This is a genomic window from Rhodanobacter sp. OK091 (assembly GCF_900142825.1).
Classification (GTDB): domain Bacteria; phylum Pseudomonadota; class Gammaproteobacteria; order Xanthomonadales; family Rhodanobacteraceae; genus Rhodanobacter.
On sequence record NZ_FRCH01000006.1, the window covers coordinates 112,180 to 138,294 of the forward strand.

A 26,115-nucleotide genomic window follows, 5' to 3' on the forward strand; every position below is an offset into this window, starting at 1 on the left:
CGAGATCTCAGCCCTTCGGTTTCCGGAACTTGAAGAGGAACTGATCGGTGTGGCCGCGTATCGCCTTGTCAAACACGGTGGCGGTGTGCGGGTCGGCGGGGTTGGCCAGCACTTTGCTCTCGCCCTCGAACTTGAAGCCTGCCGCCTCGACTTCGCGGCGCACCGTCGAAGGCTCGATGCGATGCAAGGTATCGGTCACGTCCGCGGGTGAGTTCTTCGCAGCGACATGGTCGAGCACGATGTAGACCCCGCCAGGCTTGAGCGCCGCATAGACCGCCTTGTTGAATGCAGCCGTGTCGACCGGACCCATGAAGCTGTCATGCAAGTCGTGGTAGTTCTGGGAAATCCAGAACAGATCGAGCCGTTCGGGAAACCTTGCCGCGTCCAGCGCGGACGCGAAGGTCACCGTGACGTTTTGATGGGCGACAGCGTAGGTCTGGATATCGGCAATCCCCTTGACGATATTCGGGTATACGAACAAGGAGTTGGGCACGGTCGCGTAGACGTGGCCTTGAGGCCCGACCACATCGGTGAACAAGCGGGTGAAATAGCCGGCGCCGGCGGCGTAGTCGGCGACTTTGTCGCCCGGTTTGATGCCGGCGAAAGCCAGGGTCAAAGCCGGCTTGCGGTCAGCATCCCGTTCGGTATCGGCGGCGGGCCGCGAGGCATCGGCGACCGCAGCGGCAACCGCATGGGGAACATTCGCCGGATCGGCCGCGTGTGCCTGGCCCATGGCCAGACCCGCCATGGCCAGCGCCGAAATCACGTAGGCAACAATAAGTTTGCGCATGTCGTACTGCCCTCAGTGGCCGTCCAGACGGCACGGTGTCAGATCGCTCGAAGGCCTCGCTCGTTGAGATGTTTTCCAAACGACGAAGGCGATTCGTGCACGGTTTTCGAACGCGATGCGATTATTCAGATCGTCCGATCAGCGCCATGGTCCATGGTGCCGTTCAGTGCGCTCTGTCTTCTTCATCCCTGACCCGCGTGTCCGTCGCGATCCAGTTCACTTCCCACGTCCTGCCGCCATCGTTCGAGAACGACTGCTCGAAATGGGCGGAATTCGCGGTGATGTCCGAGATGACGAATCGGACAAGAATGGCCCGGCCATTAAGCAATTCCTGATCGTAGAACTCGCCGCGTCCGTTCTTGAACTCCCCGATCGTGGGCTGGGCCATGATGCCGTCGTTGCTGTTGGAAAAATTGAGGCGCCATTGATGGGATTGCGGATCATAGAGACGCAGGCTCAGCCCCTCGAAGTGGCCGGACGGGCTATCGGCCTCCAGCTGCAACAGATTGGCGCGGCCATTCCAGACCTTGCGGACGACAGACGTACCTTCCATTTCGACCCAGGTCGTGGAGCCGGTCAGTGGATGCAGGCGACGCTTTAGGTGTGTTTTCCAGGTGCCGATCTCGAAATCGAAATCGTGTTGCCCGTCGCGCGTCGCGGTGGTGTCCTGCGGCGCGGCTGTCGCGGCGCTTTTTTCCGACTGCGCCAGGCTCAAAGCGGGCTGCATGAGAACGACAAGCGCGATCACGAGAAAGCCGGTTCGGGCATGTTTGGGGGTTTTCATATGCATGTCTCCGGATGACTCGCGGGTGGCACAGAGCGGATGGTTTTCTCGGCCGGTCTATGAGACATCAGCTGCCACCGGCCTATCTATAGCTGGACGTCGAGTTCGTCCCCGGCACCGACGAGTCCGTCCCAACAGAGGCGACGAACTCGATATCGGCGCACAGCATTGCGATAAGCTGACGCCAGTCGAAAGGGCCGCGGGAGGCATGCGCCGTATTCCATGAACAACCGTGCTCTCGTGACCGAAACCGCAGCATCGTTCGCCTACGCACCGGAGCAGCGGGCAGCGCGGCTTGCGCCCATGCCTCTGCGCGAACTGTTTTTGATCACGACGCTGTTCTGGCTTTATGTAACGCTGTCGAACGTGCTCTATGCGCACAGTCTGCAAGCCGACGTCGCCAAGGTCAGCGACGTGGTCGTGTTCGGGCCGTGGGGCCAGCGTGTTCTGCAGCACGTGTTGCTCTTCCCGGTACTGCTGGTTTGCTATTGGAGCTCGTTGCGTATCGGCTGGACTACTGTCTGGCGTGCGCTGGCGCAGGTCGTGCTCGGTGTCGCGTTCGCGTCGCTGTCATTCTGGGCGATGGTGTTGGCTATCCTGTTGCCTGACAACTTGCAGATGCCGCCGGCGGCCGCCGGCCAGCCGGCGGAATCGATGGGGGCGCTCTGGCTCGCGAGCTTCATCAATTTCTTTCTGAGCTATGGCTTCGGGCTCGCGCTGGTGACCGGATTCGCCCTGTACCAACGCTTCCGCGACTCCGAATTGCAGGTCGCAGCCCTGGAGCGCGAATGGAGTACGGCCCGTTTGGCGGCACTGCGGATGCAACTGTCGCCGCATACGCTGTTCAATCTTCTGCACACCATTCGCGGCCAGATCGACTGGAATCCGCAGGTCGCGCAGTCGATGATGGTGCAACTGGCCGATCTGCTGCGGCGGCTGCTGAACGCCGGCGAGCGGGATTTTTCACTTCTTGCCGATGAGCTGCGATTCGTGCAGCTGTATCTCGAACTGCAGGAACGCCGCTTCGCTGATCGCCTGACGGTCGTGCTGCCCGATATTGAAGCGCAGCCTGCGGTCTGGGTTCCCAGCCTCATCCTGCAGCCGCTCGTCGAAAACGCGGTCGTCCACGGCCTGGCGGGCCACGGTGGAGCGATCACCGTCCGCATCGAGGCGTTCCTGTCCTCGGAAACGCTGATCCTGCGCGTGATCAATTCGATCGCGCCGAATCACGCAGTTCGGCGTGACGGCATCGGCCTCAGCAATGTGCGCGAGCGGCTTGCGGTACAGTTCGGCCCGAACGCCACCGTGGACATAGGACCGACCGATGCCACCACGTGGGTTGCGCAGCTCGCGATCCCGGTGTTGCGCGAGCTCACGCAACAGCGTTCGGCCCGGGAGATATCCTGATGGATGTCATGATTGTCGACGACGAAGCGGCCGCGCGCCGAATTCTTCGGGACTGCTGCGCCACAGAGCCGGACCTCGATGTCGTCGGGGAATTCGCCGACGCGCAGGAGGCCCTGGCAGCGATCCGCCGTCACCCGCCGCACCTGTTATTTCTCGACATCCAGATGAATACGATGTCGGGCATGCAGCTCGCACAGTCGCTGGATCCCGAGGCGCTGCCGCTGATCGTGTTCGTGACGGCCTACGACCACTATGCGCTGGAGGCGTTCGAGGTCAGTGCCATCGACTATCTGCTCAAACCCTTTGACGACGGGCGGTTCCGCGCGATGCTCGCCCGCGTCCGGCATCGCCATCTCGCACAGACCGCCGTGGATCGGCAGTCGGCGCTCGCAACATTGATCGGCCAACTGGATCGGGCAGTTCACACAGCCGGGCAGTCGCGCCCCCGGCTGCTGGCCGACGCGGGCGGTCGAATGCAGATGGTCGACGTCGCGCAAGTCGAAATGGTCGAGGCCGACCGCAACTACGTAATGCTGCGTGTAGGCAAAGACACGCTGCACGCCCGCAGCACCTTGCAGCAGGCCGAAGGCGCGATGCGCTCGCAACCCATGCTGCGCATCAGCCGCTCCTGCCTCGTCAACGTCAATCACGTGCGGGAGGTCAGCCGCACGCCGCGCGGCGATTTCATCCTGGTCCTCGCGGGTGGCGCCACCGTATCGAGCAGCGAAGGCTACCGCGACAAAGTCCGCGTTCACCTCGAGCGGCTGATGGTCGGGGCGAGCTGAGGGGCAGCCAGTTGGCGCCGGTAAGTGGAGGCCGTTGGGACGAGACGGGCTTGAACAATCGGATATCGCCCGTCTAACGTCCGGGTGCACGGCAGCCGCGCATCGGCCTGATACCGCTACGGCACCTTCGCCGGAAGCTTCACCTGCACTGCCGCCGAAAGATCGGTGGCCGAGCGTCCGGCGTAGATGGCGTAGCTGCCACCGCGGATGATCCAACGCCGTTTGGCCACGTCGAACTCCGACAGCAGGCGTGGTTCGAGCGGCACTTCGACGGTGCGTGCCTGTCCCGGTGCGAGCGTCACTTTCGCGAAGCCGGCCAGCCGTCGGATGGGATTGCCCGGTAGCTGCGCATAAATCTGCACCACGTCGGCGCCGGCGCGCGAACCGGTGTTGCGCACTTCCACGCTGACCCGGGGCAGGCCGTCGCGCACCGTCACTTGGGGCGCGGTTTGCGCGAAGCTGGTGTAGGAAAGGCCGAAGCCGAACGGGAACAGCGGCTGCAGCTGCTTGCGCTGGAACCAGCGATAACCCACGTCGGCACCTTCGATGCCGTAGTCGACCGTGGCCGGTGGCGGGGTTCCCGGCGCGGCGACGGCTCCCGGCAGTTGCGGCCGCGGCAACTGGGACAGATCGCGCGGCCAGGTGACCGGCAAGCGTCCCGACGGGTTCACCCGGCCGAACAGCAGGTTGGCGATGGCCTGGCCGCCGGCGTTGCCGGGGTACCACGCCTCGAGCACCGCGCCGACCTGGTCCAGCCACGGCATCGCTACCGGGCTGTTGGTCTCCAGCACGACCACGGTGTGCGGGTTGGCCTTGGCCACCGCCGCGACCAGCGCGTCCTGCTTGTTCGGCAGCGTGAGGTCGGCCGCATCGAACGACTCGGCCGTCCACTGCTGCACGAACACCACGGCCACCTGCGCCTGCCGCGCCAGCGCGGCTGCCGCGACGGGATCGTCACCCGACGCGAACTCGACCTTGGCATGGCCGGCCGCCGCACGAATCGCCTGCAGCGGCGAAGACGGATCGTAGGTCACCGGCCCCGGCCAGGTGGCCGGTTCCAGGCCGGTCACCGCGTTGCCGCCGCGCGGTATCACCATCGACGAACCGCCACCCGCCAGTACGCCCTTGTCCGCATGCGCGCCGATCACGGCGATCGAATGCAGGTCGGACGCCAGCGGCAGCAGCGTGCGTTCATTGCGCAGCAGCACCGCGCCGGCTTCCAGCGTGCGCTGCGCCACGGCGAGGTTGGCGTCGGCGTCGATCGGGCCCTTTTGCGGTGGATGGTCGAACAACCCCACGGCGAACATGCTGCGCAGGATGCGCGTGACCATGTCGTCCAGCCGGGCGTGGCTGACCTCACCATATGCGAGCGCCTGCTTCAGCGGCGCGTCGAAGTAGACCTCCTTGTCGAACACTTCGGCGGCCGACTCCTGATCCAGTCCGGCATTGGCCGCCTTGGCGGCGCTATGCGTGGCGCCCCAGTCCGACATCACAAAGCCCGGATAGCGCCAGTCCTTCTTGAGCACCTGGTTGAGCAGGAAGTCGTTCTCGCAGGCCCAGTCGCCATTGACCTTGTTGTACGAGCACATCACCGATCCGGGGCGGCCGCGCGCGATCGCCAATTCGAAGGCGAGCAGATCGGACTCGCGCATGGCGCGTTCCCCGATGCGCACGTCGATGGTGGTGCGCGCGGTCTCCTGGTCATTTAGCGCGTAGTGCTTGACCGTGGACAGCACGTGCTGGCTCTGGATGCCGCGTATGGTCTCGCCGACGAGTGTGCCGGCCAGCAGGGGGTCCTCGCCGGCGTACTCGAAGTTGCGGCCATTGCGCGGATCGCGCTGCAGGTCGACGCCGCCGGCCAGCATCACATTGAAGCCCTTGTGCCAGGCCTCGCCGCCGATCATCGCGCCACCGGCGAACGCGATCTGCGGGTCCCAGCTGGACGCGGTCGCGAGGCCCGAGGGCAGCGCCGTGGCGACATCGCCGGTCCGCACGTTGACCGGGTTGGCCACGCCCAGGCCGGCGTCGCTCTGCTGCTGCCCCGGGATATCCAGCCGCGGGATTCCCGGCACGTAGCCGGCCGAGCCGATCGCGCCGGCCGGCATCGGCCAGTTGTGGGCTTGATCGGGCTGGGCGAATACGCCGTGGATCAACTGGAATTTTTCCGCCTCGGTCAGCTGCCCGACCAGCGCGCGCGCACGCGCGTCGGGCGACTGACCGGCATCGCTCCAGGGTCGTGCGGGCGCGGCCAGGGCGCAGGCGCAGGCCGCGATACCCGATGCGAAGATGGCGCGGCGTAGCGCCGACCTGTTTTTGTGTTTCATGGAAGCATCCTCAATGGCGCCCTGATCGATTGACCTTATCGCAAGTCTTGGGGGGTTGAGTCCAGGCATCCTGCCTCATTTCGCGAGCCATGCCGCTCATTGCTGTCAGATGCTGTCAGCAATGGCGGTCTGCATGGTGGGTTTCATGCGGGTCTGCGGGCATCATGGGTGGACTGTTCTTCCGCCGTGGCTGCACTCATGTCATCACGCTCTACCGTTGCCCCGGTCGCGCTCGCGGTCGGCATGCTGCTGATCAGCATGGTCTCGTACCAATGCGGCGCGTCGCTGGCCAAGCACTTGTTCCCGCAGGTCGGCGCGCAGGGCGCCACCGCTTATCGGCTGGGGCTCAGCGCGCTGATCCTGCTGCTGTGGCGGCGGCCGTGGCGTCGCTGGGGCAGTCGGCGCGACCGGCGCGCGCTATGGGGCTACGGCCTCTCGATGGGTGCGATGAACCTGGTGTTCTACATGTCGCTGCGCACGATACCGCTGGGCATCGCGGTGGCATTGGAATTCACCGGGCCGCTGGCGCTGGCGCTGTTCGGCTCGCGCCGCTTGCTCGACTTCGTCTGGATCGCGCTGGTGGTGGCCGGGCTGGCCTTGTTGCTGCCGCTGCGCGGGCAAATGCAGGCGCTGGATCCGGTCGGCGTGCTGTACGCGCTGGCCGCCGGCGGTGGCTGGGCGTTGTACATCGTGCTGGGGCGGAAGGCGGGGGCGGCCTACGGTGCGGATGCGGTGACTCTGGGCACCTCGATCGGCGCGTTGCTGGCGATCCCGTTCGGTGTCGCGCATGCCGGTGCGGCACTGCTGTCGCCGACGCTGCTGCCGTATGCGCTGGGCGTGGCGGTGCTGAGTTCGGCGCTGCCGTATTCGCTGGAGATGGTCGCGCTGACGCGGCTGCCGGCGCGCACGTTCAGCACCTTGTTGAGCCTGGAGCCGGCCGTCGCTGCGGTGGCCGGCGTGGCGTTGCTGGGCGAGCAGCTCAGCGTGCTGCAATGGCTGGCCATTGTGGCGATCATCGTGGCCGCGGCCGGCACCGCGTTGAGCGTTCAGCCCGCGCTGGCCGAGCCGCTGGCGAACTGAGCGTCGGCAAGGATGCCCTGATTTTGCCCGTCATCCCGGAATCGCGAAGCGATATCCGGGATCCCGTGGTGCACGCGTTACGGGAAAGACGGTGGATTTCCGCTTGACCAGCCATGCGGCTGTTGAAAACCGCGGGAATGACGAGCCGGCCCTTTGCATGCTCGATGCGCGAGCGATCCCTCCGTGGATCGCATCGGCAGGTTGTTTTTCAACCATCCGCTACAGCTTGTAATTCACTCCCAGCATCACCGTGCGTCCCCAGGTGTCGTATTCCAGCGGCCTGGCGACCTTGACGTTGTTGGGCAGGCCCGCAACCTGCGCCGTCGCATCGGGAGTATTGGTGAGGTTGCTGACTTGCAGCAGGATCGACAAGCCGCTCCAGCGGCCTTCGGGGAAGGCGTAGCCGAGCTGGAGGTCGGTCTGCTTGTTGGCCAGTATCGTGGTGTAGCCGAGCTGGTCGAACAGCGCTACAGCCTCGCCGGTAAAGGACGAGCGGTAGCGTTCGGCTATGCGTGCCGACCAGCCGTACTTCTCGTAGTACAGCGCGAGGTTGGCGACCTTGCGCGACAGGCCGGGCAAGGTCTTCGGGCCACCGGGAATCGAGGAGATCGAGCTGACCGGAATGCTGCTGTTGGTCAGCGAGAAGTTGGCCTGCACGCCGAAACCGTCCAGCGCCTGCGTCAGCATTCCGCCTTCCAGCGCACCCGACAATTCCAGGCCCTCCATCCTGCCGCCGGTGCCGTTCGCTGGGCGGGTGAAGGAGCCGATGTTGCTGGTAGGCGTGAGCGTGGGGTTGTCGTTGATGTAGTGGGAGAAGTCGTAGTCGAGCGTGGTCTGGTTGTAGATGTAGTTGAGCAGGTTCTTGTTGAACACCGCTGCGGCGACATAGCTGGACTTGCCGAAATAGAACTCGTACGACAGATCGGTGCCGACCGCCACGTAAGGCCTCAGCTTCGGGTTGCCGCCGCTGCCGGACCACAGCACCTGGCCGGCGGCGGGGCCGTTCTGCTGCTTCGACACGCTGGCGGAGGTCGCGACCTTCTCGTCGTCGATGCGGCCGCGGGCCATCGTCTTGGCCAGGCCGAAACGCAGGTATTGCTTGTCGGTGAGCTGCGCCACCAGGTTCAGGCTGGGCAGCACGTTGTTGTACTTGGCACCGTCGGTGATGCGGCCGACCAGGGCATCGCCATTGGTCTGCAGCGCATCGGAGGATTGATCGGTGCGCACGAACTGCACGCCCACGTTGCCGCGCAGCGGAATGCTGCCCAGCGTCGTCTCGATGTTGAACTTGGCGTAGGCGACGGGGACTTTCTCCTCGATCGTGTAGTTGCGGCTCCAGTCCGACTGGCCATTGCGCTGGGTCAGGTAGAACTGGTTCTGCAGCGCGGCCAGCACGTTGTAGTTGAGGATGCCCGGGATGCCGCCGTAGCTGAGCGAGGTGGGGCCATACAGGAAAGCCGGATTGATCGGCGTGCTGAAGTGGTTGTCGTAGGTGCCCGACGTGGAGCCGTTGCCGTTCAACCAGGCAAAGCCCACGTCGGCCTGCTTGGTCTTGGTGCGGTCCGAGTAGTCCATACCCAGGTTGAAGCTGCTGAAGATCCATCCCAGGGGATGGGTCACTTCCAGCCGGACCGCCTTGATCGTGTCTTTCTGATGGTCGAATTCCTGGCGGCCGTTGTAGCCGTAGCCATCCGGGTCGGTGAAGACCACCGTGGCGGGATCGGCGAGGTTCACGCCTGGCGTGAAGTACGGGTACCCGTTGCCCAGCGGCGTGGAGAACTGCGCACTGGTGAAGGCGCCGCCGGACAGGCCGCTGAACAGGTAAGCGTCGTGCAGTTTCTTCTTTGCGCTGGAATACGACAGATCCGCCGTCGCCGCCCAGCCGTTGCCGAAGTCGTACTGGTTGTTCCAGCCCGCCGAGAACAGCTTGTCGTGTTCCTTGGTGTATTCGTTCTGCAGGATCGGTGCGAGGCCGTTGATCGTGCCTGAGGTGACGACGGGATAGGGCTGGCTGGGTGTCACGCCCACGTTCGCATAGGAAATGCCATCCCAGGGACTGCTGGACCACTGCGCGCCGTTGGTGAACTTCTTCTCGCTGAAGGTGGAGTAGTACATGTCCAGCGTGGAGTGATAGTTATCGTTCGGTGCCCACTCGAGCACGGTCATCAAGCCGTTGCGCAGCTGGTTTTCCGATTGCGCGCGCAGCTGCATGCCTTCCTGCGAGATCACGTTGTCGGGCATGCCCGGCGTATGCGGGCCGCCCCAGTTCTGGTCGATGCCGGCCGAACCGTTGTCGACGCTCCACCACCACGCCTGGTACTGCTTCTCCTGGATCGGCGAATCGAGCTGGGCGAAGCCCACGGCGAGGCCGAGGGTATGGTCGAAGAACTGGTCGATGTACGAGATGCTGGCTCTATGCCCGTTGTCGCCGACTCCGGTGCCGGGATTGAGCTTGCCGTTGCTGGTGTGTTCGCCGCGCAGGTTGATCGCGATGGCGCGGTTGGGCAGGTCCAATGGCTTGATCGTATGCAGGTCGACGGTGCCGGACAGGCCTTGCCCGATCAGGCTGGCGTCGGGCGTCTTGTATACCGCCGCACCACTGATCAGCTCTGACGGATACTGGTCGTATTCGACGCCGCGGTTCTCGCCAATGGTGGCCTGCTCGCGCCCGTTGAGCGTGGTGCCGGCGAAGTCCGGTGACAGGCCGCGGATCGAGATGACGTTCGCGCGGCCATCCAGGCGCTGGGTTGCCAGGCCGGGCAGGCGCGAGAGGCTCTCGGCGATGCTGGCGTCCGGCAGCTTGCCGATGTCCTCGGCCGAGATCGCCTCGATGATGTCATCCGAGTTCTGCTTGGCCTTCAATGAGTTCTCGATGCTGGCGGCGATGCCGGTCACCACGATGGCGTCGAGGTTGCTCACCGTGTTTTCGGATTTTCGACCGGTCTTGTCGGTCTTGCTGGCGGTCTTGGCTGGCGTTGTTTTCGCTTTTGTATCCGCGGGCGGAGTCTGCGTCTGCTCCGGAGCGGTCTGGGCAGCTGCCGGGCCGGCAGCCATGAAGGCGATCAGGGCGGCGGCGCAAGCAGCGTCCAGCAGCTTCTTGCGCGAACGAACGGAACGTGCGGTGCGCGACATGCAATGACAATCCATCAACCTCTCCCGTTGAGAAAGGGCGCCCCCTATAGCGCCCGGGTGTGCGCATGACGCGATGCGTCGTGCGAAACCCGGTGCAGCATGATCAGCGGATTTGCTGCTGTCATCGTGCGTCGCAGCATCCAGGCTGCGAAAAAATCTTCATGTCATGCGCGTCGGCGACTGGCGCGAATGCTTCGCGGGTCAGCGAGTTTTCCCAAGCTCATGCGATCGATGCGCGCCTATCCATGAGCAGTAACCGGCGACCTTGCTGATCGCCGGCTTGCATGCCGCCCGGAGCCGATCGCCGGGCTTTTTTCCACACGGCGCCGACGCCGAAGCGCGCGGCGCCGGCGGGAAGCAAGACTTACTTCGTTTCCTTCTCCATCAACTTGTCGACCATGCTTGCCGGCACGTCTTCGTAGTGGTCGAACTCCATCGTGAAGGTGCCGCGGCCGCGGGTCGCAGAGCGCAGGAAGTTGATGTAACCGAACATTTCCGCCAGCGGCACGAAGCCCTGCACGAACGCCGAGGTGCCCTTGTGGCCCTGGTCGCTGACCGTGCCGCGACGGCGGTTGATGTCGCCGATGACGTCGCCCAGATAATCCGCTTCCATCACCACTTCCAGCCGCATGATCGGCTCCAGCAGCTTGGGCTTGCTCAGCTTCTGCGCTTCGCGGAAGCACTGGCGGGTGGCGATCTCGAAGGCCAGCGCGGACGAGTCGACGTCATGGTATTTGCCGTCGATCAGGCGAGCCTTGAAGTCGACCACTTCGTAGCCGGCGATCTGGCCCTGGTTCGACTCGACCTTGACCGCATGCTCGATCGCCGGGATGTATTCGCGCGGCACGCGGCCGCCGACGATCTCGTCGGAGAACTGCACGCCGGTGCCGGCCGCGGTCGGCTCGAAGATCATCTTCACCTCGGCGAACTGGCCCGAGCCGCCGGACTGTTTCTTGTGCGTATAGGTGTGCTCGACGACGTGGCCGAACGCCTCGCGGAAGCTGACCTTGGGCTTGCCCATGTTCGCTTCCACGCCCAGCTCGGTACGCATGCGATCGATCGTCACTTCCAGATGCAGCTCGCCCATGCCCTTGAGCACGGTCTGGCCGGTTTCCTTGTCCACTTCGAGCTTGAGCGACGGGTCGGCCTTGACCATCTTGTAGAGCGCGGTGGACATCTTGTCGATGTCGTTGCGGGTCTTCGGCTCGACCGACACGCTGATCACCGGATCCGGGAAGCGCATGCGTTCCAGCAGCGCCGGATGCGCCGGATCGGACAGCGAATCGCCGGTCTCGGTGTCCTTCATCGAAACGAAGGCGCAGATGTCGCCGGCGCGCACTTCATCGATTTCCTTGGCCGCGTTGGCCTGAATCTCGACGATGCGGCCCACGCGCTCCTTCTTGCCGCGGGTGACGTTCTGCAAGGTGTCGCCCTTCTTGATCACGCCGGAGTAGACGCGGCAGAAGGTCAGCGTGCCGAACTGGTCGTTGATCACCTTGAACGCGAGCGCGCGCGCGGGAGCGTCGTCGGACACGACCTGTTCGCCGATGACGTTGCCATCCTCGTCGACCATCGCGATGCCGCCGTTTTCGCCCGGGTAGGGCAGGTAGTCGATCACCGCGTCCAGCAGCTGCTGCACGCCCTTGTTCTTGTACGACGAGCCGCACAGCACCGGCACCAGCTTGCCGGTGACGCAGCCCTTGCGGATGCACTGCTTGAGCAGCGCAGGATCGTGTTCGCCGGTGTTGAGCAGGCGTTCGAAAGCGTCGTCGTCCAGCGCCAGTGCGTGCTCCAGCATTTCCTCGCGCAGCTTGGGCAGGTTGGCGATCCATTCGTTGTCGGCAGTGGAGCCGAACTTCAGGCGATCCTTCAATTGCTCCAGCGGCACGGTTTCCCAGGCGCTGTCCTTGTCGTCGGAAGCCCAGATGTAGCCCACGCCGGCGACCAGGTCGGCCATGCCCACGAACTCGTCGCTGCTGCCCAGCGGGATCTGGCACAGCAGCGCGTTGGCGCCCAGGCGTTCGCGGATGCCCTTGACGCAGTGACCGAAGCTGGCGCCGATGCGGTCCATCTTGTTGACGTAGCAGATACGCGGCACGTTGTACTGGTCGGCCAGGCGCCAGTTGGTCTCGGTCTGCGGTTCCACACCGGCCACGCCGTCGAACACCACCACGGCGCCGTCGAGCACGCGCAGCGAGCGGTTTACCTCGATGGTGAAGTCGACGTGTCCCGGGGTATCGATGATATTGACCTGATGGCCCTTCCACTCGGTGGAGACGGCGGCCGACTGGATCGTGATGCCGCGCTTGCGCTCCTGCTCCAGATAGTCGGTGGTGGTGGAGCCCTTGCCGTCTTTGGTGTCGTGCACGTCGACGATCTGGTGTTTCTTGCCGGTGTAATACAGCACGCGCTCGGTGGTGGTGGTCTTGCCTGCATCGATATGCGCAATGATGCCGATGTTGCGGTAGAGCGAGAGAGGTTTCTGTCGGGCCACGGTAGAGATTCCAGAAAGTGTGTCGAGCAAGCGGACAGCGGGCAGACCAGATGCTGTCCGGCAGGCGCTTTTTCAATGGGACTGCAGGTCAGCAGGGTCGCAGGATGTGCGGGCCTGTGCAGGCAGGCTGCGCGTACGTGTCGGTTGCATGATAACCGGTACGCGGCGAGGCAGCGTCGATCGGTCAACTCTGGGGTTGCCGCGCATGCGGATCAGCGCGTCAGCAGATCCTCGTAGAACGCGCCGAATGGCTCGGTGGGATGCGCGATCTGGATCTCCAGTATCCACAACCCGCCGGATGGCGATGCTTCCAGGTCACCCAGGTCACCGCCTTTGTGCACCGAATGCGGAAAGTCGCTGACCCGGTGCCCCTTGATCGCATGGTTGATCCGCCATCCCATCGCCCCGGCCCGTTCGCCGGCGAATGCATACAGCGCCTGGCCGCTCAGTCCCTGCGTGCGCCACGCGTCGGCTACTTCGCCGAACAGGGTACGAGCCGCATCCGCGCAAGCCTGCCGCTCCGGCGCCTGGCCGACCACGAAGGTATCGCCCACGTCGCCCTCATGCCCGTCGAACACCAGCCCGAGGTCGATGAAGTAACTGTCGTTCTCGCCCAGCCGCACGTTCGGATCGGAAGCCTGCCGATAGGTCCTGGTGGTGTTTGCGCCGATACGGATGATCACCGGATGCCACAGCCGCTCGAAGTCCAGTTCGCGAAACACTTCGGCGGCTTCGAGCTTCGCCTCGTCCTCGCTGATGCCGGGACACATGCGCTGGCGGATGCCGTGCAACGCAGCCCAGGTCTTTTCGCGGGCGCGCTGCATCGAGGTGGGGTCGAAGCGTGGTCCGACAGCTTCGCGGGAGGGAGTCGTCATGAGCGTCTGCTTAATCAGGCCAGGTGGACGAGTACCAGTCCGATCGCCGCGGGCAGCGCCTGTATCCACAGAATCTTCCGGCTCGCGGTGAGCCCGCCGAAGATGCCGGCGATCAGCACGCAGGCGAGAAAGAACACTTTCACGTCAAAGCCGGCGCCACCCAGACAAAGACCCCAGACCAGGCCGGCGGCGAGAAAGCCGTTGTAGAGACCCTGGTTGGCGGCGAGTGCCTTCGACTGCTCGGCGAATTCCGCGGTGAGGCCGAACGCGCGGCGACCGGAAGGCCTGGTCCACAGGAACATTTCCAGGATCAGAAACCACAGATGCAGCAGCGCGATGACGGCGATTACGACGTTGGCGGCGATGAACATGACGGTCCCCTTGGCTGACGAACGACGGCTGGCGGCGCCTGCGGAGTGTCGCAGCCGCGTAGGTCGATCGCAAACGCGGAAAGACGGCCGCTTCGCATCTGCGGCGCGGGGCCGGTCGCCTGCGTAGAGTGAGGTCAGCCGGTTGGTAAGGGTGTGTTTGTCTGCACGGCAGCGACGTGGGTATCGGGTCTGCCCAGTCGCCGCAGCAGGCGGTAGTGCGAGGCGATGCCGGCAGCGAACGTGCGGTGTTCGCGATACGCCACGCCGTACTCGCGGCAGGTGGCTTCCACCACGCGGGCGACACGGGGATAGTGCACGTGCGAGATGCGCGGAAACAGGTGGTGCTCGACCTGGAAATTCAGCCCACCGATCAGCCAGCTCAGCACGCGGTTGCCGCGAGCGAAATTCACCGTGGTTTCCAGCTGATGGATCGCCCAGGGCGTGTCGATCTGCTGGCCGGCTTCGTCCGGCACGGGGAACGCCGCTTCTTCCACCACGTGCGCCATCTGGAACACCAGCGCCAGCAAGATGCCGGCGACCGCCGAGACCAGGCTGTAGAACAACAGCACGGTGCCGACGGAATGGAAGATCAGCGGCAGGCCGAACGCGAGGGTGAAGAACACCAGCTTGCCGATCACGAACCCAGCCAGGTTCCAGCCTTTCGGTCGCTTGAACGGGCGCTCGCCGACGGTGCCGGTGATCATGTCGCGGAAATCGCCGAACAGATGCCAGCGGATCGCGGTGACGCCGTACAGCGGCCACAGATAGAGGTGCTGCCAGCGATGCCACGGCCGGCGCGGCTGCTGCGGCGACAGTCGGCCCAGCACGCCGAGATCGATATCGCTGTCGTGGCCGGCCACGTTGACCCAGGTATGGTGGAATCGCGCGTGCTTCCATTGCCAGATGTACGAGCTGCCGCCGACCAGATCCAGCGCCAATGCCATCAGCCGGTTGATCCAGCGCCGTTCCGAATACGCCTGGTGGCCACCGTCATGCATGATGTTGAAGCCGATGCCCGCCATCGCCGTGCCGAGCACCAGGGCCAGCGGCAGCGCCTGCCACCACGTGACGGCGAAGAACACCAGAGCGACATAGGCAAGCGCGAACGTGGCGAGAATGGCCGCCGTCTTCAGATACATCTGGGCGCTGTCGCGTTGGCGGGTGCCGCTGCGCTTGAACTCGGCGTCGACACGGCGGCGCAGTTCGCGATGGAACGAATTGTCGCCATTGAACGTCAGCCGCTCGGCGTGGGCATCGGCTGGCAGCGAATCGGCAGAGAAATCCCCGCGATGTGATGAATCGAGGGACATGTCATGGCCTGGCGAAAGATCAGGCACGCATCTTACGTGATTGCGCGTAAGGCGAATGTTGGCCGCCGTCGCGAAAGCGGATGGGTAGCCCGCTCGCACGAACGATTCGCGCCAGGAGTCGGCGCCAGCGCACACGGGAGCTGGGCGACGTGCGTTATCAGCTCGTCGCCTTGAACGTCACCACCAGCACGTCGCGATGCGCGGGCAGGGCGGGATCGAGCGGCGTCACCGCAGTAACGCCGTGGAACACGCGGGCATCGTCGACCAGTGCGGCATCCAGTGCATGGGTGAGCGTGAAGCTGCCCAGCAAGCTGCCGTCGTGGGCGTGGATGGTGGTAGTGCCGCTCTCGATGTTGGTGCGGTCGATCAGCAGCACCAGCACGTAGTCGACGCCGTCGCGGTGCACGCCTTCCGGCGTCGGCTCGCCGGCTTCGTCGGCGCGCGCCTCGATGCGGAACTGGTGCACCTCGATATGCCAATGCCGGGCAGTCGGCGCCAGCGCACCGAAACAATCGCGGCAGAAGCCGAGAATGCGACGCAGGCTGGCGCCGTCGGCGACCGCCGGCAACACGGGTTCGAACCAGCGCTGGATGTCGCCTTGCAGGTGGTTGTACTGCAGGCTCTGGTAATGCGGCTGGTGTGGCTGGCGCCACACTTCGCCACCCGCATCGGCGGCAAACGCGGCATGGCGCCGGCGCCGTCGGCGACCGCTGGCGGCGAGATAGCTGTCCGGCGCCAGATCGCTCCAGCTGGCAGCGAACGCAGGCCAGTCGGTCAGCATCGGCGCCTGCAGCAGGCCGCGCATGATGTCGGCGGTGACGAAGGCAAAACCGTCGCGCTGCAGCCGGGTGTGCAGCGCGGACGTATCGGGGTGGTCAGTCATCCCCTTACGTTAGCAGGGCTTGCATGAAGCGGCGATGGCCGCCACCCCGGCCGAACCCGGACCGTGTAGGAGCCCGCTCGCGGGCGATGCTCCTGGTTTGGATTTGGTCGAACCGAAGAACATCCAAGAGCATCGCCCGCGTGCGGGCTCCTACAACACCCAGGCGGGGTATGCGGGTTCGGCCTGGAAAGGCCGGCAGTGCTCCGGTCGTGCGGATGTCTGGCCTCTGCAGGTTCAGTCAATGGTTATAACCAATAAACATATATACGTTTAGATGTTTAGACGTCTATTGACAGCGCATGAGGATAGCCTTCACTATCCGCTTCACTCATCGAGACCGGCGGAGGGATAGGCCCTTTGATGCCGGGGCAACCTGCGGGAAACGTTCCCGTCACGGTGCCAAATCCTGCGGAGGCGCCACGGCGCCACCGAGAGATGGGCGTCATTCCTGCCGCAGTTCCCTTCGCGCGCATGGATGACACCCGGCTCCGGCGCCCCGCAGGCGATGCGACCGGAGAACCGCATGACCTTTCAGCCGCAGCCACTCGCCGAGCCCAATATCAGCCAGCCTTCGGCACGCTTTCATGTGGAATCGCGTCGCGAGGGCCTGACCGCCCAGCGCAGCACGCGGCGGCTGGTCATCGGCCCCAGGTATGGCAATGGCCCGCGCGAGGTCGAAGTGCGCTATCTGTGGTGCGGCGCACCGGATGCGCCGACGCTGATCGTGCAGGGTGGCATCTCGGCCGACCGCGACGTCACCGCACTGGATGGCCAGGTGGCACCGGGCTGGTGGCAGGCGCTGGTCGGCAGCGGTGCGGCGATCGATCTGGAACGCTGGCGCGTGCTGGCGATCGACTGGCTGACTCCGGACGAGCTGGGCGCCGGCTCGGTGTCCAGCGAGGATCAGGCCGATGCGCTGGCTGCCTTGCTGCAGGCGCTGGGCATCTCGCGGGCACATGCCTTCGTCGGTTCTTCGTACGGCGCGATGGTGGCGCTGGCGTTTGCCGCGCGGCATCCCCGCTGCGTGGACCGGCTGGTGCTGCTGGCCGGCGCGCATCGGCCGCACCCGCTCAGCACGGCGCAGCGCAGCGTGCAGCGCGGGATCGTGCGGCTGGGCCAGGCCAGCGGCCAGGTCGACGAAGCGCTGGCGCTGGCGCGTCAGCTGGCGGTCACCACCTACCGCGGCAGCGGCGAGTTCGGTCGCCGCTTTGCCGGCGAGCCGGAGTGGCGCGACGACCGCTTCCATTTTCCGGTCGAGGACTATCTGGAGCATCAGGGCCGCCGCTTTGTCGAGCGCTTCAATGCCGACCGGTTTCTGGCGTTGTCCGAGTCGATCGACCTGCACGACGTCAAGCCTGAACAGATCCCCACGCCGGCCACGCTGATCGGGTTTCCGTCCGACCGGCTGGTGCCGCTGGCCGACCTGTGCGAGCTGCAGCGCCGCCTGCATGGTCCGGCCACGCTCGAGGTGATCGAGTCGCCGTACGGCCACGACGCCTTCCTCAAAGAACCCGAGCAGCTCGCGCCGCTGTTGCGCGAAGCGCTGAGCTAAGCCCGCATCCGCCAGAAATTGTTCCTGCCAGAACTTGCCCCATCACCACAGCACGAAGACCCGGAGATCCATCCCATGAGCGAGTCCGCCCCCTGTACCCGCGCCGTGCGCGCCGGCATCGAATCGGACACCCAGCACGGCGCGGTGGTGCCGCCGCTGCACCTGTCGACCAACTACAGCTTCGACGGCCTTGGCGGCAAGCGGCCGTACGACTACTCGCGCAGCGGCAATCCCACCCGTGACCTGCTCGGCAATGCGCTGGCGGAACTGGAGCAGGGCGCCGGCGCGGTGGTGACATCGAGCGGCATGTCGGCGGTCGCGCTGGCGCTGGAGCTGGTGCCGGCGGGCGCCACGGTACTGGCCGCGCACGACTGCTACGGCGGCACCTGGCGGTTGCTCGATGCATGGGCGAAGAAGGGCCGCTTCCGCGTGGAGTTCGCCGACCTCACCGACAGCGTGGCGCTAGCCGCCGGCCTGGCGCAGAAGCCCGCGCTGGTATGGGTGGAGACGCCGTCCAATCCGCTGCTGCGTATCACCGACATCCGCCACGTGGCACAGGCCGCGCACGCGGTCGGCGCGTTGCTGGTGGTCGACAACACGTTCCTGTCGCCGGCACTGCAGCAGCCGCTGCTGCTGGGAGCCGACGTGGTGGTGCATTCCACGACCAAGTACATCAACGGCCACAGCGACGTGGTCGGCGGTGCGGTGGTGGCGCGCGACGCGGCGGTGTTCGATCAGTTGAAGTGGTGGGCCAACTGCAATGGCCTCACCGGCGCGCCGTTCGACAGCTATCTCACCCTGCGTGGCTTGCGCACGCTCAGCGTGCGGCTGCGCCAGCATCAGGAGAACGCTACCCGCATCGCCGCGCAGCTGGACGGTCATGCGGCCGTGCGCAAGGTGTACTACCCCGGCCTGTCCAGCCATGCTGGCCACGCGCTGGCCTCGCGGCAGCAGCAGGGCTTCGGCGCCATGCTCAGCTTCGAGCTGGAAGGCGACGTGACGCAGATCGAAGCTTTCGTCGACGGGCTGCAGTACTTCTCGCTGGCCGAGTCGCTGGGCGGGGTGGAGAGCCTGATCGCGCATCCGGCCTCGATGACGCATTCGGCGATGGCGCCCGAGGCACGCCGTAATGCCGGTATCGCCGACAGCCTCTTGCGCTTGTCGGTGGGCATCGAGGATGGCGACGACTTGTTGCGTGACCTCGATGCGGCGCTGCTGCGTGCCGTCACCGTGGAGAAATCCAAACGCCGGGTGATCGCATGAGCGCGGTGCTGGATGCTGCGGCTACTGTGGGAGCGGCTTCAGCCGCGATCACGGCCCGCGGGAAAATCGCGACTGAAGCCGCTCCCACAAAAATCGCTTCCGCAGCGCCGGCCATCGCGATCGTGCTGCTTGGCACCGGCGTGGTCGGCGGTGCCCTGCTGAAGCTGCTCAACACGCCGGCCGCGGCGTCGTTGCGGCTGGTCGGCGCCGCCAACTCGCGCCGGCAGCAGACCGACCCGGCCAGCCTGGCCAGTCGCAGCCTGCGCGAGCAACTGAATAACCAGGGCGACATCCGCGACAACGCCGGCCTGCTCGCCGCACTCGATGCCAGCGGCGCGTCGATCCGGGTGATCGTCGACGCCACCGCCAGCGCGCCGCTGGCGTCGCGCCACGCCGAATGGCTGGCGCGCGGGTATCACGTGGTCACAGCGAACAAGGCGCTGGCCGGCGGCGAACTGCCCGGCTGGCGTGCGCTGCAGGCGGCGCTCGCACATGGCGGTCGCTACGGCGATTCGGCGACGGTGGGAGCCGGCTTGCCGGTATTGTCGACGCTGCGCCGCCTGCGCACCTGTGGCGACAGCTTGCTCACGCTGGAAGGCGTGTTCTCCGGCTCGTTGTCGTGGCTATTCAACCAATATGACGGCAGCCGCCCGTTCTCCGCGCTGCTGCGCGAGGCGCGCAAGCTCGGCTACACCGAGCCCGATCCCCGCTCGGACCTGTCCGGCGAGGACGTCGCGCGCAAGCTGCTGATCATTGCCCGCAACGCCGGCTTCTCGCTGGGCACCGACGAGGTGGACATGCAAGGCCTGGTGCCCGAGTCGCTGCGTGCGCTGGATACGGAGTCTTTTCTGGCTCGATTGGAAGAGCTGGACGAACCGCTGGCCAAACTGCATGCCGAAGCGAAGTCGCGCGGCTGCGTGCTGCGCTTTCTTGCCCGTCTCAACCAGCGGGGCCGCGCCCGCGTCGGCCTGGTCGAAGTGCCGCTGAGCCATCCGGCTGCACGCTTGTACGGCACCGACAACCAGTTCGCGCTCACCACCACCCGCTACAACACCCAGCCGCTGGTGATCCAGGGGCCGGGTGCCGGGCCAGAAGTGACGGCGCAAGCGTTGCTGGGAGATGTGCTGGCACTCGCTTGAACGCGCCGCGGGAATGGGCCGCGGCATCGCTTATCCGGCCGCGATCGCCCGGTGGATGTCTTGATCGGATAGCGCGTGCTCAAGGTGCGAGCTGGGTCAGCGCCATGCCGCTGTCGGGATCGAACGGGTCGGACATGTGCTCATGGACGATCAGCCAGCGGCCGTCGATACGGCGCAATCCCATCGTCACGCGCACCCACATGTCGATCGCTATACCGCTGGTGTTGGTGCCGCTGAAGCGCTGCAGAAAGTGAGCGAATGCGGTGTCGCTGGAAGTCGCCACCTCGAGTTCGCGCACCTCGCAGCCGATGGCGCCGTCGAAGGCATCGAACCAGTGCTGCAGCCGCTCCCGCACCACCTCCGCACCACGTTGGCGCAGTGGCGCGACGATGTCGAAGGACAACATGTCCGGCGCGTTGTGGATCATCACACCGTCGGCGTCCTTGTCGCGGATGGCCTGGGCCTGGCGCTCGACGAGCGCGCGGATATCGCTTCCGGCATCCGAGGTTTCGCCTTGCGGCCGGCCGAAGAAGACTTCCACCGAACGGATGCGGCCGTTTTCGAGCTGGAGCCGCTCGGTATTGTGGAACCTCGAGCCGTTGGCGGCAGCGCCTTCGTAAAGCACAAAGCAGGTGTCACCCTCGATGAGGAGCTCCTTCACGTCCAGATAGGCGAACGTTCCGGCATGCGACCAGCAACGTTCGAAATACGTGGCGCGATCGATGGCGTCGTCATACGGGCTGGTGAATCGGAAGTCGTGGCTCAACAGCTTCTCGATCGCGTCGCGGTCGGCCGAGTGGTATGTGGCGTAGAAGCGGCGCACGAGATCCCGGGTCTGCTGCGCGTCCGTCATGCGACCCGCCCCGGGTTGCGCTGCCACTGGGGGGTAGGCAGGCGCTCTTCTCGCGAAACGATCGCTGGGGGAATGCATCGTCGTTCTCCTCCGCACATCGGGCGGTGTGCCCTTTCACGGGCTCTTGCATCAATGACGAACGGAGCGGCGCGTTTTCGACAAGCGCGCTGGATGGAATGCATCTCTGAAACAAAAAAACGCGCGGCTTGGTGCCGCGCGCTTTTCGATGCAACCGGTGCGAGGCTCAGCGACCGGTGATGCGTTCCGCCGTTTCTTCATCCGGTGGCACCAGCGGCGTGAACGGATCGACGTGTGCTTCCAGTTGCGCCGCCTCCACCGACGGCGTGCGCCAGCCGGACTTTACGCCCCACAGATAGAACACCAGCCCGATCACCGCCACGACGCCCAGGTCCATCCCGTACGAGAGATAGCCCTTGCCGCCGAACGAGGTGCTGCCTGCCCACGACACCAACGCGAGCGTGGGTAGGTAGAACACCAGCCACCAGGCGCCTTTCATCTGTCGTCCGAAATCATGCCAGTCGTTCTTGGCCTGGTAGTAGAGATATACCGGCAGCGCCACCACCATCAGCAGGATGATCTCGCCGGTCAGCGGCCACTTCGCCCAGTACAGCAGCTCGGTCGACATGATGAAGGCGATGCCGGCGAGTACCGACAGGCCGCGCAGGCGGAACGGACGGTGCAGCTCCGGCGCGGTGCGGCGCAAGGTCATCACGCTGACCGGGCCGGTCAGGTAGGAGATGATCGTAGCCACCGAGATCACCGCCGCCAAAGTGCCCCAGCCGCGGAAGAAGAACAGGAACAGGAACGACACCGCCAGGTTCAGCCACATCGCCGGACGCGGCACGCCCCACTTCGAATGCACCTGGCCGAGGATCTTCGGCAGCGTGCCGTTGCGTTCCATGCCGTAGATCATCCGCGCGGTGGTGGCGGTATAGGTCATGCCGGTGCCGCTGGGGCTGATGAATGCGTCGATGTACAACAGCATCGCCAGCCAGTGCAGGTTGACGATGATCGCCAGTTCGGCGAACGGCGAGCGGAAATCGATGCCGTGCCAGCCGGCTTTGGCCAGCATGTCCGGCGGTACCGAGCCGATATAGGCGACCTGCAGGATCACGTAGACCACGGTGGCCAGCGCGATCGAGCCGAGTACCGCGAACGGGATGCTCTTGCCCGGGTTGCGTGCTTCGCCGGCGAGGTTCACCGGGCTCTGGAAGCCGTTGAAGCTAAACACGATGCCGGCGGTGGCGACCGCGGTGAGGATCGCGGCAAAGTCGGTGGCGTGTTTGTCGCCGTGGATGCCGACCGAGAAGTTCTCGGTGTGGAAGCCGCTGGCGATCAAGGCGATGCCGGTGGCGGCGGGCACCACCAACTTGAACACGGTGATTGCGGTGTTGGAGTGGGCGAACAGCTTCACACTCCAGAAATTGACCAGGAAATAGACGATCACCAGCACTGCTGCGATCATCAGTCCCGGCACGGCGAGTTCGCCATGGCCGTCAGGCATGTGGATGTACAGGTCGTGCGCCCACTGCCATGGCCACGAAGCCATGTATTGCACCGAGGCCTCGGCCTCGACCGGAATCACCGAGACGATCGCGATCCAGTTCGCCCATGCGCCGATGAAACCGACCAGCGAGCCGTGCGAATAATGGCTGTAGCGCACCATGCCGCCGGACTCGGGAAACATCGCACCCAGTTCGGCATAGGTCAGCGCGATCGTCATGATGATCGCGGCGCCCAGCACCCAGGCCCATACCGCGCCGGGGCCGGCCAGACCGGCGGCGCGCCAGGCGCCGAACAGCCAGCCGGAGCCGATGATCGAGCCCAGGCCGGTAAGCATCAGGGCGAAGGGGCCGACGTCGCGGCGGATCGCGTTGGTTTGGGACATGGAAGCTCCGGCTGGGGCGCCGGCAGCGCCCAAAAGAAACCGATGGTTGCAGACTGGGCCGGGCGTGTCACCCGGCAAAGGTCAGGGCAGGGGCGTCAGCACTCGATCACGTTGACCGCGAGGCCGCCGCGCGACGTTTCCTTGTACTTGTCCTTCATGTCGCGGCCGGTGTCGCGCATGGTCTTGATCACCTTGTCCAGCGAGACGCGGTGCTTGCCGTCGCTCTTCAGCGCCATGCGGCTGGCGTTGATGGCCTTGACCGAGCCCATCGCGTTGCGCTCGATGCAGGGGATCTGCACTAGGCCGCCGATCGGGTCGCAGGTGAGACCGAGGTTGTGCTCCATGCCGATCTCGGCGGCGTTCTCGACCTGCATCACGTTGCCGCCGAGCGCGGCGGTGAGGCCGCCGGCGGCCATCGAGCAGGCCACGCCGACTTCGCCCTGGCAGCCGACTTCGGCGCCGGAGATCGAGGCGTTCTCCTTGTACAGGATGCCGATCGCGGCGGCGGTAAGCAGGTATTCGACGATGCCGTCGTCGTTCGCCTTCGGGCAGAAGCGCAGGTAGTAGTGGCCCACCGCCGGCACGATGCCGGCTGCGCCATTGGTCGGTGCGGTGACCACGCGACCGCCCGCGGCGTTTTCCTCGTTCACCGCCAGCGCGTACAGGTTCACCCAGTCGAGGATGGTCAGTGGATCCCTGAGTGCGGCTTCAGGTGCGTTGCGCAACTCCTCGGCCATCGCCGGTGCGCGACGGGTGACTTTCAATCCACCGGGCAGTACGCCGGGCGAGCGCAGGCCGCGGTTGACGCAGTCCTGCATGGCCTTCCAGATCGTCAGCAAGCCGGCGCGGGTTTCTTCCTCGCTGCGCCACACCGTTTCGTTCGCCAGCATCAGCTGGGCGATGGTCAGGCCGTGCTGCTTGCACAGCGCCAGCATCTGGTCGCCGGTGGAAAAAGCGTACGGCTGCTCCGTAGTGTCGGCGACGATGCGATCTTCCGCCGCCTCGTCGGTGTTCACCACGAAGCCGCCGCCGACCGAGTAATAGTCGCGCGTGGCCAGTTCGTTGCCGTCGGCATCGTACGCACTGAAACGCATGCCGTTGGTGTGGAACGGCAGTTTCTGGCGCTTGTTGAAAACGAGGTCGCGCTTTTCCTCGAACTCGATCTCGTGCTTGCCCAGCACGCGCAAGCGTTGTGTCTTGCGGATGCGCTCGAGCGCGGCGGGGATCTCGTCCGGATCGACCGTGTCCGGATGCTGGCCTTCCAACCCCAGCAGCACGGCCTTGTCGGTGCCGTGGCCGCGACCGGTCATCGCCAGCGAGCCATACAGTTCGGCGCGCACGCGGGTGACCCGGTGGAGCACGCCTTTTTCTTCCAGCCAGCGTTCGGCAAAACGAGCCGCCGCGCGCATCGGTCCCACCGTATGCGAGGAGGACGGTCCGATGCCGATCTTGAACAGGTCGAATACGCTGACGGCCATGGTTGCACGCTGATGAAGGAGGTGGACCGGTTATTCTACGCGGCGTCCCCGCCTTTGGCAGTCCATTCGCAAGCGCATGCCCGACCTGATCCTGTACCAGCGCGATTACTGTCACCTGTGCGACCTCGCACTCGCCGTGCTGGCCGAGGCGCGCGCGCCGGATTTCGACAGCGTGTGGGTCGACGATGCCGAAGCATTGGAGCAGCGCTACGGCACGCGCGTGCCGGTGCTGCGCGACGCTCGCGACGGACGCGAACTGGACTGGCCGTTCGACGCGGCAGCGGTGCGCGCGTTTCTCGCCACCGCGCTGTAGGTAGGAGCCCGCTAGCGGGCGATGCTCTTGGCTCTAGGTGGGTTGATCGAAGCAAGAGCTTTCGTGCGCCGATGGCGCCCGAGTTACTTTCTCTTTGTGTGGCCAAAGAGAAAGGTAACCAAAGAGAAAGGCCACCCCGCTTGGCGCTTGCCGGGCTCCTGCCCGGCAAGTCCGTGAGCCGAAGCCGGGCTTTTCGACAGGACTCCTGTCCTGACGAAAAGGAGTCGACATCCCTGTCGACTCCCGCTGCGCGGCCTGTCGTCCCCGTCTCACCGCCGCACAGGGGCCCCGGGTAGAGCAACGCGCCTCCTGCGCGTACTTTTCAGAAGAGCTAGGTCAACAGCCAGAGCGACGCTTCGCTTCGGCTTTTCACCGAGTGCAGGCCACGATGGCCTGCTGCTCTACCCGGGGCCCCTCTGAAGCGGCGGGTGGGTGGAGGAACAGCCCGCAGGGTGGCCGGCAGGGATGCCGACCAGTTTGGCGTCAGGGCAGGAAGCCCTGTCGACAAACCCCGTAACCCACCCGCGGACTTTGCGGGCACGATGCCCGCAAAGCGCGTAAGCGGGGTGTCGTTTTCTCTTGGTTACTTCTCTTTTGGACAAGCAAAAGAGAAGTAACTCGCCCTCCGCAGGAGGGTGAAAGCTCTTCGCTTCAAGTGCAAAAAAGAGCATCGCCCGCGAGCGGGCTCCTACACACGGGTGTCGTGAGGGGAGGTGTCCGCAGCTGAAATTCAGATACCGAAAAATGCCAGTGCGCCGACGATGACGCCGATGCCGCCCATCGCGAGCACCAGCTTGCCCAGCCATTGCTTGCGGGTGAGCAGTGCGATCGCCGCCATGGCAATGCCGATCTGCAGCAGCATCGTGGCCTGCGCCCATCGGTGATGCTGGTGCATCTGCACCTCGCTCTTCTCGTCGAATTCGGCCGAGGCCTTTTCGAGCTTGTCGGCAGCGAGCTTGATCGAGATCTTCTCGGCCTCGTAGCGTTTCACTTCGGCCGCGAAGAACGGCTTGCGCGGGTCGCTGGACAGTTCCATGCCGAGCTCGCTCAGGTTCTGCTTGTTGCCCTTCGCCTGGTAGTAGTTCCACTGATTGGCCGCCTCGGTCTTCTTGATGGCGGCGTCATTCTTGAGCAGGCCGGCTTCGGCCTGGGTGGCGCCGGCCATGTACGAGAACATCGCGCCCAAGGTGGCCAGGATCGCCGTGATCACCGCCAGCCTGCCGGCCATGCCGCGGGGCTCGTGTTCGGCCGCCGCGTCCAAGTGATCCTCATGCACACCGCGGACTTCGAACTCTTCTGACATGGCGATCTCCGAATGGCGGACTGTGACGGGCAGGCGGATTCTAGGCGCAGTTGCCATGCCTGCGACGCGT

The 26,115-nt window shown here is 65.2% G+C and carries 20 protein-coding genes and 1 riboswitch; of the genes, 7 read left to right on the forward strand and 13 right to left on the reverse strand.

The window, feature by feature from the left end; all coding sequences use genetic code 11:
- Positions 1 to 7 precede the first annotated feature (7 nt).
- Entirely contained in the window at positions 8 to 790 is a 783-nt protein-coding gene (locus BUA26_RS19170; protein ID WP_072762504.1) for a class I SAM-dependent methyltransferase, read from the reverse strand.
- Positions 791 to 953: 163 nt separating this feature from the next.
- Positions 954 to 1,574, reverse strand: a complete 621-nt coding sequence (locus BUA26_RS19175; RefSeq protein WP_083573104.1) for a hypothetical protein — start codon at positions 1,572 to 1,574, stop codon at positions 954 to 956.
- A 222-nt stretch (positions 1,575 to 1,796) separates the two neighbouring features.
- Between BUA26_RS19175 and BUA26_RS19180 the strand changes: the two genes are divergently transcribed.
- Both BUA26_RS19180 and BUA26_RS19185 read left to right on the forward strand, forming a co-directional pair.
- On the forward strand, positions 1,797 to 2,981 hold the full coding sequence (locus BUA26_RS19180; protein WP_072762506.1) for a sensor histidine kinase: 1,185 nt from the start codon (positions 1,797 to 1,799) through the stop codon (positions 2,979 to 2,981).
- Positions 2,981 to 3,766 carry a LytR/AlgR family response regulator transcription factor gene (locus BUA26_RS19185; RefSeq protein ID WP_072762507.1) on the forward strand — a complete coding sequence of 262 codons (786 nt, stop codon included), beginning with the start codon at positions 2,981 to 2,983 and terminating at the stop codon, positions 3,764 to 3,766. Before BUA26_RS19180 ends, BUA26_RS19185 begins: the two co-directional genes overlap by 1 nt.
- A gap of 116 nt (positions 3,767 to 3,882) precedes the next feature.
- Here the strand turns inward: BUA26_RS19185 and BUA26_RS19190 are convergent, their stop codons facing one another.
- Positions 3,883 to 6,090 carry a beta-glucosidase family protein gene (locus tag BUA26_RS19190; protein ID WP_072762508.1) on the reverse strand — a complete coding sequence of 736 codons (2,208 nt, stop codon included), beginning with the start codon at positions 6,088 to 6,090 and terminating at the stop codon, positions 3,883 to 3,885.
- Positions 6,091 to 6,288: 198 nt separating this feature from the next.
- Here BUA26_RS19190 and BUA26_RS19195 point away from each other — a divergent pair, with 198 nt between their 5' ends.
- Positions 6,289 to 7,170: an EamA family transporter gene (locus tag BUA26_RS19195; RefSeq protein ID WP_072762509.1), complete on the forward strand. Its 882-nt coding sequence runs from the start codon at positions 6,289 to 6,291 to the stop codon at positions 7,168 to 7,170.
- Between the two features lie 219 nt (positions 7,171 to 7,389).
- Here the strand turns inward: BUA26_RS19195 and BUA26_RS19200 are convergent, their stop codons facing one another.
- From BUA26_RS19200 to BUA26_RS19225, 6 genes are all read right to left on the reverse strand, one after another.
- Entirely contained in the window at positions 7,390 to 10,302 is a 2,913-nt protein-coding gene (locus BUA26_RS19200; protein WP_083573105.1) for a TonB-dependent receptor, read from the reverse strand.
- Between the two features lie 364 nt (positions 10,303 to 10,666).
- On the reverse strand, positions 10,667 to 12,796 hold the full coding sequence (gene fusA, locus BUA26_RS19205) for an elongation factor G (protein ID WP_072762511.1): 2,130 nt from the start codon (positions 12,794 to 12,796) through the stop codon (positions 10,667 to 10,669).
- Between the two features lie 212 nt (positions 12,797 to 13,008).
- Entirely contained in the window at positions 13,009 to 13,671 is a 663-nt protein-coding gene (locus tag BUA26_RS19210) for a M24 family metallopeptidase (protein WP_072762512.1), read from the reverse strand.
- A 14-nt stretch (positions 13,672 to 13,685) separates the two neighbouring features.
- Positions 13,686 to 14,042 carry a DUF1304 domain-containing protein gene (locus BUA26_RS19215; RefSeq protein ID WP_072762513.1) on the reverse strand — a complete coding sequence of 119 codons (357 nt, stop codon included), beginning with the start codon at positions 14,040 to 14,042 and terminating at the stop codon, positions 13,686 to 13,688.
- Positions 14,043 to 14,176: 134 nt separating this feature from the next.
- Complete coding sequence (locus BUA26_RS19220; protein WP_072762514.1) at positions 14,177 to 15,352, reverse strand: fatty acid desaturase family protein; 1,176 nt, start codon at positions 15,350 to 15,352, stop codon at positions 14,177 to 14,179.
- Between the two features lie 157 nt (positions 15,353 to 15,509).
- Complete coding sequence (locus tag BUA26_RS19225; protein ID WP_072762515.1) at positions 15,510 to 16,235, reverse strand: 2OG-Fe dioxygenase family protein; 726 nt, start codon at positions 16,233 to 16,235, stop codon at positions 15,510 to 15,512.
- Between the two features lie 325 nt (positions 16,236 to 16,560).
- Positions 16,561 to 16,677: riboswitch (SAM riboswitch) on the forward strand.
- Positions 16,678 to 16,758: 81 nt separating this feature from the next.
- Here BUA26_RS19225 and BUA26_RS19230 point away from each other — a divergent pair.
- The 3 genes from BUA26_RS19230 (at position 16,759) to BUA26_RS19240 (ending at position 20,189) form a co-directional block, all read left to right on the forward strand.
- Positions 16,759 to 17,787, forward strand: a complete 1,029-nt coding sequence (locus tag BUA26_RS19230) for a homoserine O-succinyltransferase MetX (RefSeq protein WP_083573112.1) — start codon at positions 16,759 to 16,761, stop codon at positions 17,785 to 17,787.
- A gap of 75 nt (positions 17,788 to 17,862) precedes the next feature.
- Positions 17,863 to 19,050, forward strand: coding sequence for a cystathionine gamma-synthase (gene metB, locus BUA26_RS19235; RefSeq protein ID WP_072762516.1), 1,188 nt, complete (start codon positions 17,863 to 17,865; stop codon positions 19,048 to 19,050).
- A complete protein-coding gene (locus BUA26_RS19240; RefSeq protein WP_083573106.1) occupies positions 19,047 to 20,189 on the forward strand; it encodes a homoserine dehydrogenase family protein in 1,143 nt (380 codons plus the stop codon). The genes metB and BUA26_RS19240 overlap by 4 nt, the downstream gene beginning before the upstream one ends.
- A 79-nt stretch (positions 20,190 to 20,268) precedes the next feature.
- Here BUA26_RS19240 and BUA26_RS19935 read toward each other — a convergent pair whose 3' ends face one another.
- The 3 genes from BUA26_RS19935 to BUA26_RS19260 all read right to left on the reverse strand — a co-directional run bounded on the left by BUA26_RS19935 (position 20,269) and on the right by BUA26_RS19260 (position 24,429).
- Positions 20,269 to 21,042 carry a nuclear transport factor 2 family protein gene (locus tag BUA26_RS19935; RefSeq protein WP_178368637.1) on the reverse strand — a complete coding sequence of 258 codons (774 nt, stop codon included), beginning with the start codon at positions 21,040 to 21,042 and terminating at the stop codon, positions 20,269 to 20,271.
- 244 nt (positions 21,043 to 21,286) lie between these two features.
- On the reverse strand, positions 21,287 to 22,951 hold the full coding sequence (locus BUA26_RS19255; protein WP_072762517.1) for an APC family permease: 1,665 nt from the start codon (positions 22,949 to 22,951) through the stop codon (positions 21,287 to 21,289).
- A 95-nt stretch (positions 22,952 to 23,046) separates the two neighbouring features.
- Positions 23,047 to 24,429 carry an L-serine ammonia-lyase gene (locus BUA26_RS19260; protein WP_072762518.1) on the reverse strand — a complete coding sequence of 461 codons (1,383 nt, stop codon included), beginning with the start codon at positions 24,427 to 24,429 and terminating at the stop codon, positions 23,047 to 23,049.
- Between the two features lie 76 nt (positions 24,430 to 24,505).
- Between BUA26_RS19260 and BUA26_RS19265 the strand changes: the two genes are divergently transcribed.
- A complete protein-coding gene (locus BUA26_RS19265; protein ID WP_072762519.1) occupies positions 24,506 to 24,742 on the forward strand; it encodes a glutaredoxin family protein in 237 nt (78 codons plus the stop codon).
- 730 nt (positions 24,743 to 25,472) lie between these two features.
- Here the strand turns inward: BUA26_RS19265 and BUA26_RS19270 are convergent.
- Positions 25,473 to 26,045 carry a DUF4337 domain-containing protein gene (locus BUA26_RS19270; RefSeq protein WP_072762520.1) on the reverse strand — a complete coding sequence of 191 codons (573 nt, stop codon included), beginning with the start codon at positions 26,043 to 26,045 and terminating at the stop codon, positions 25,473 to 25,475.
- Positions 26,046 to 26,115 lie beyond the last annotated feature (70 nt).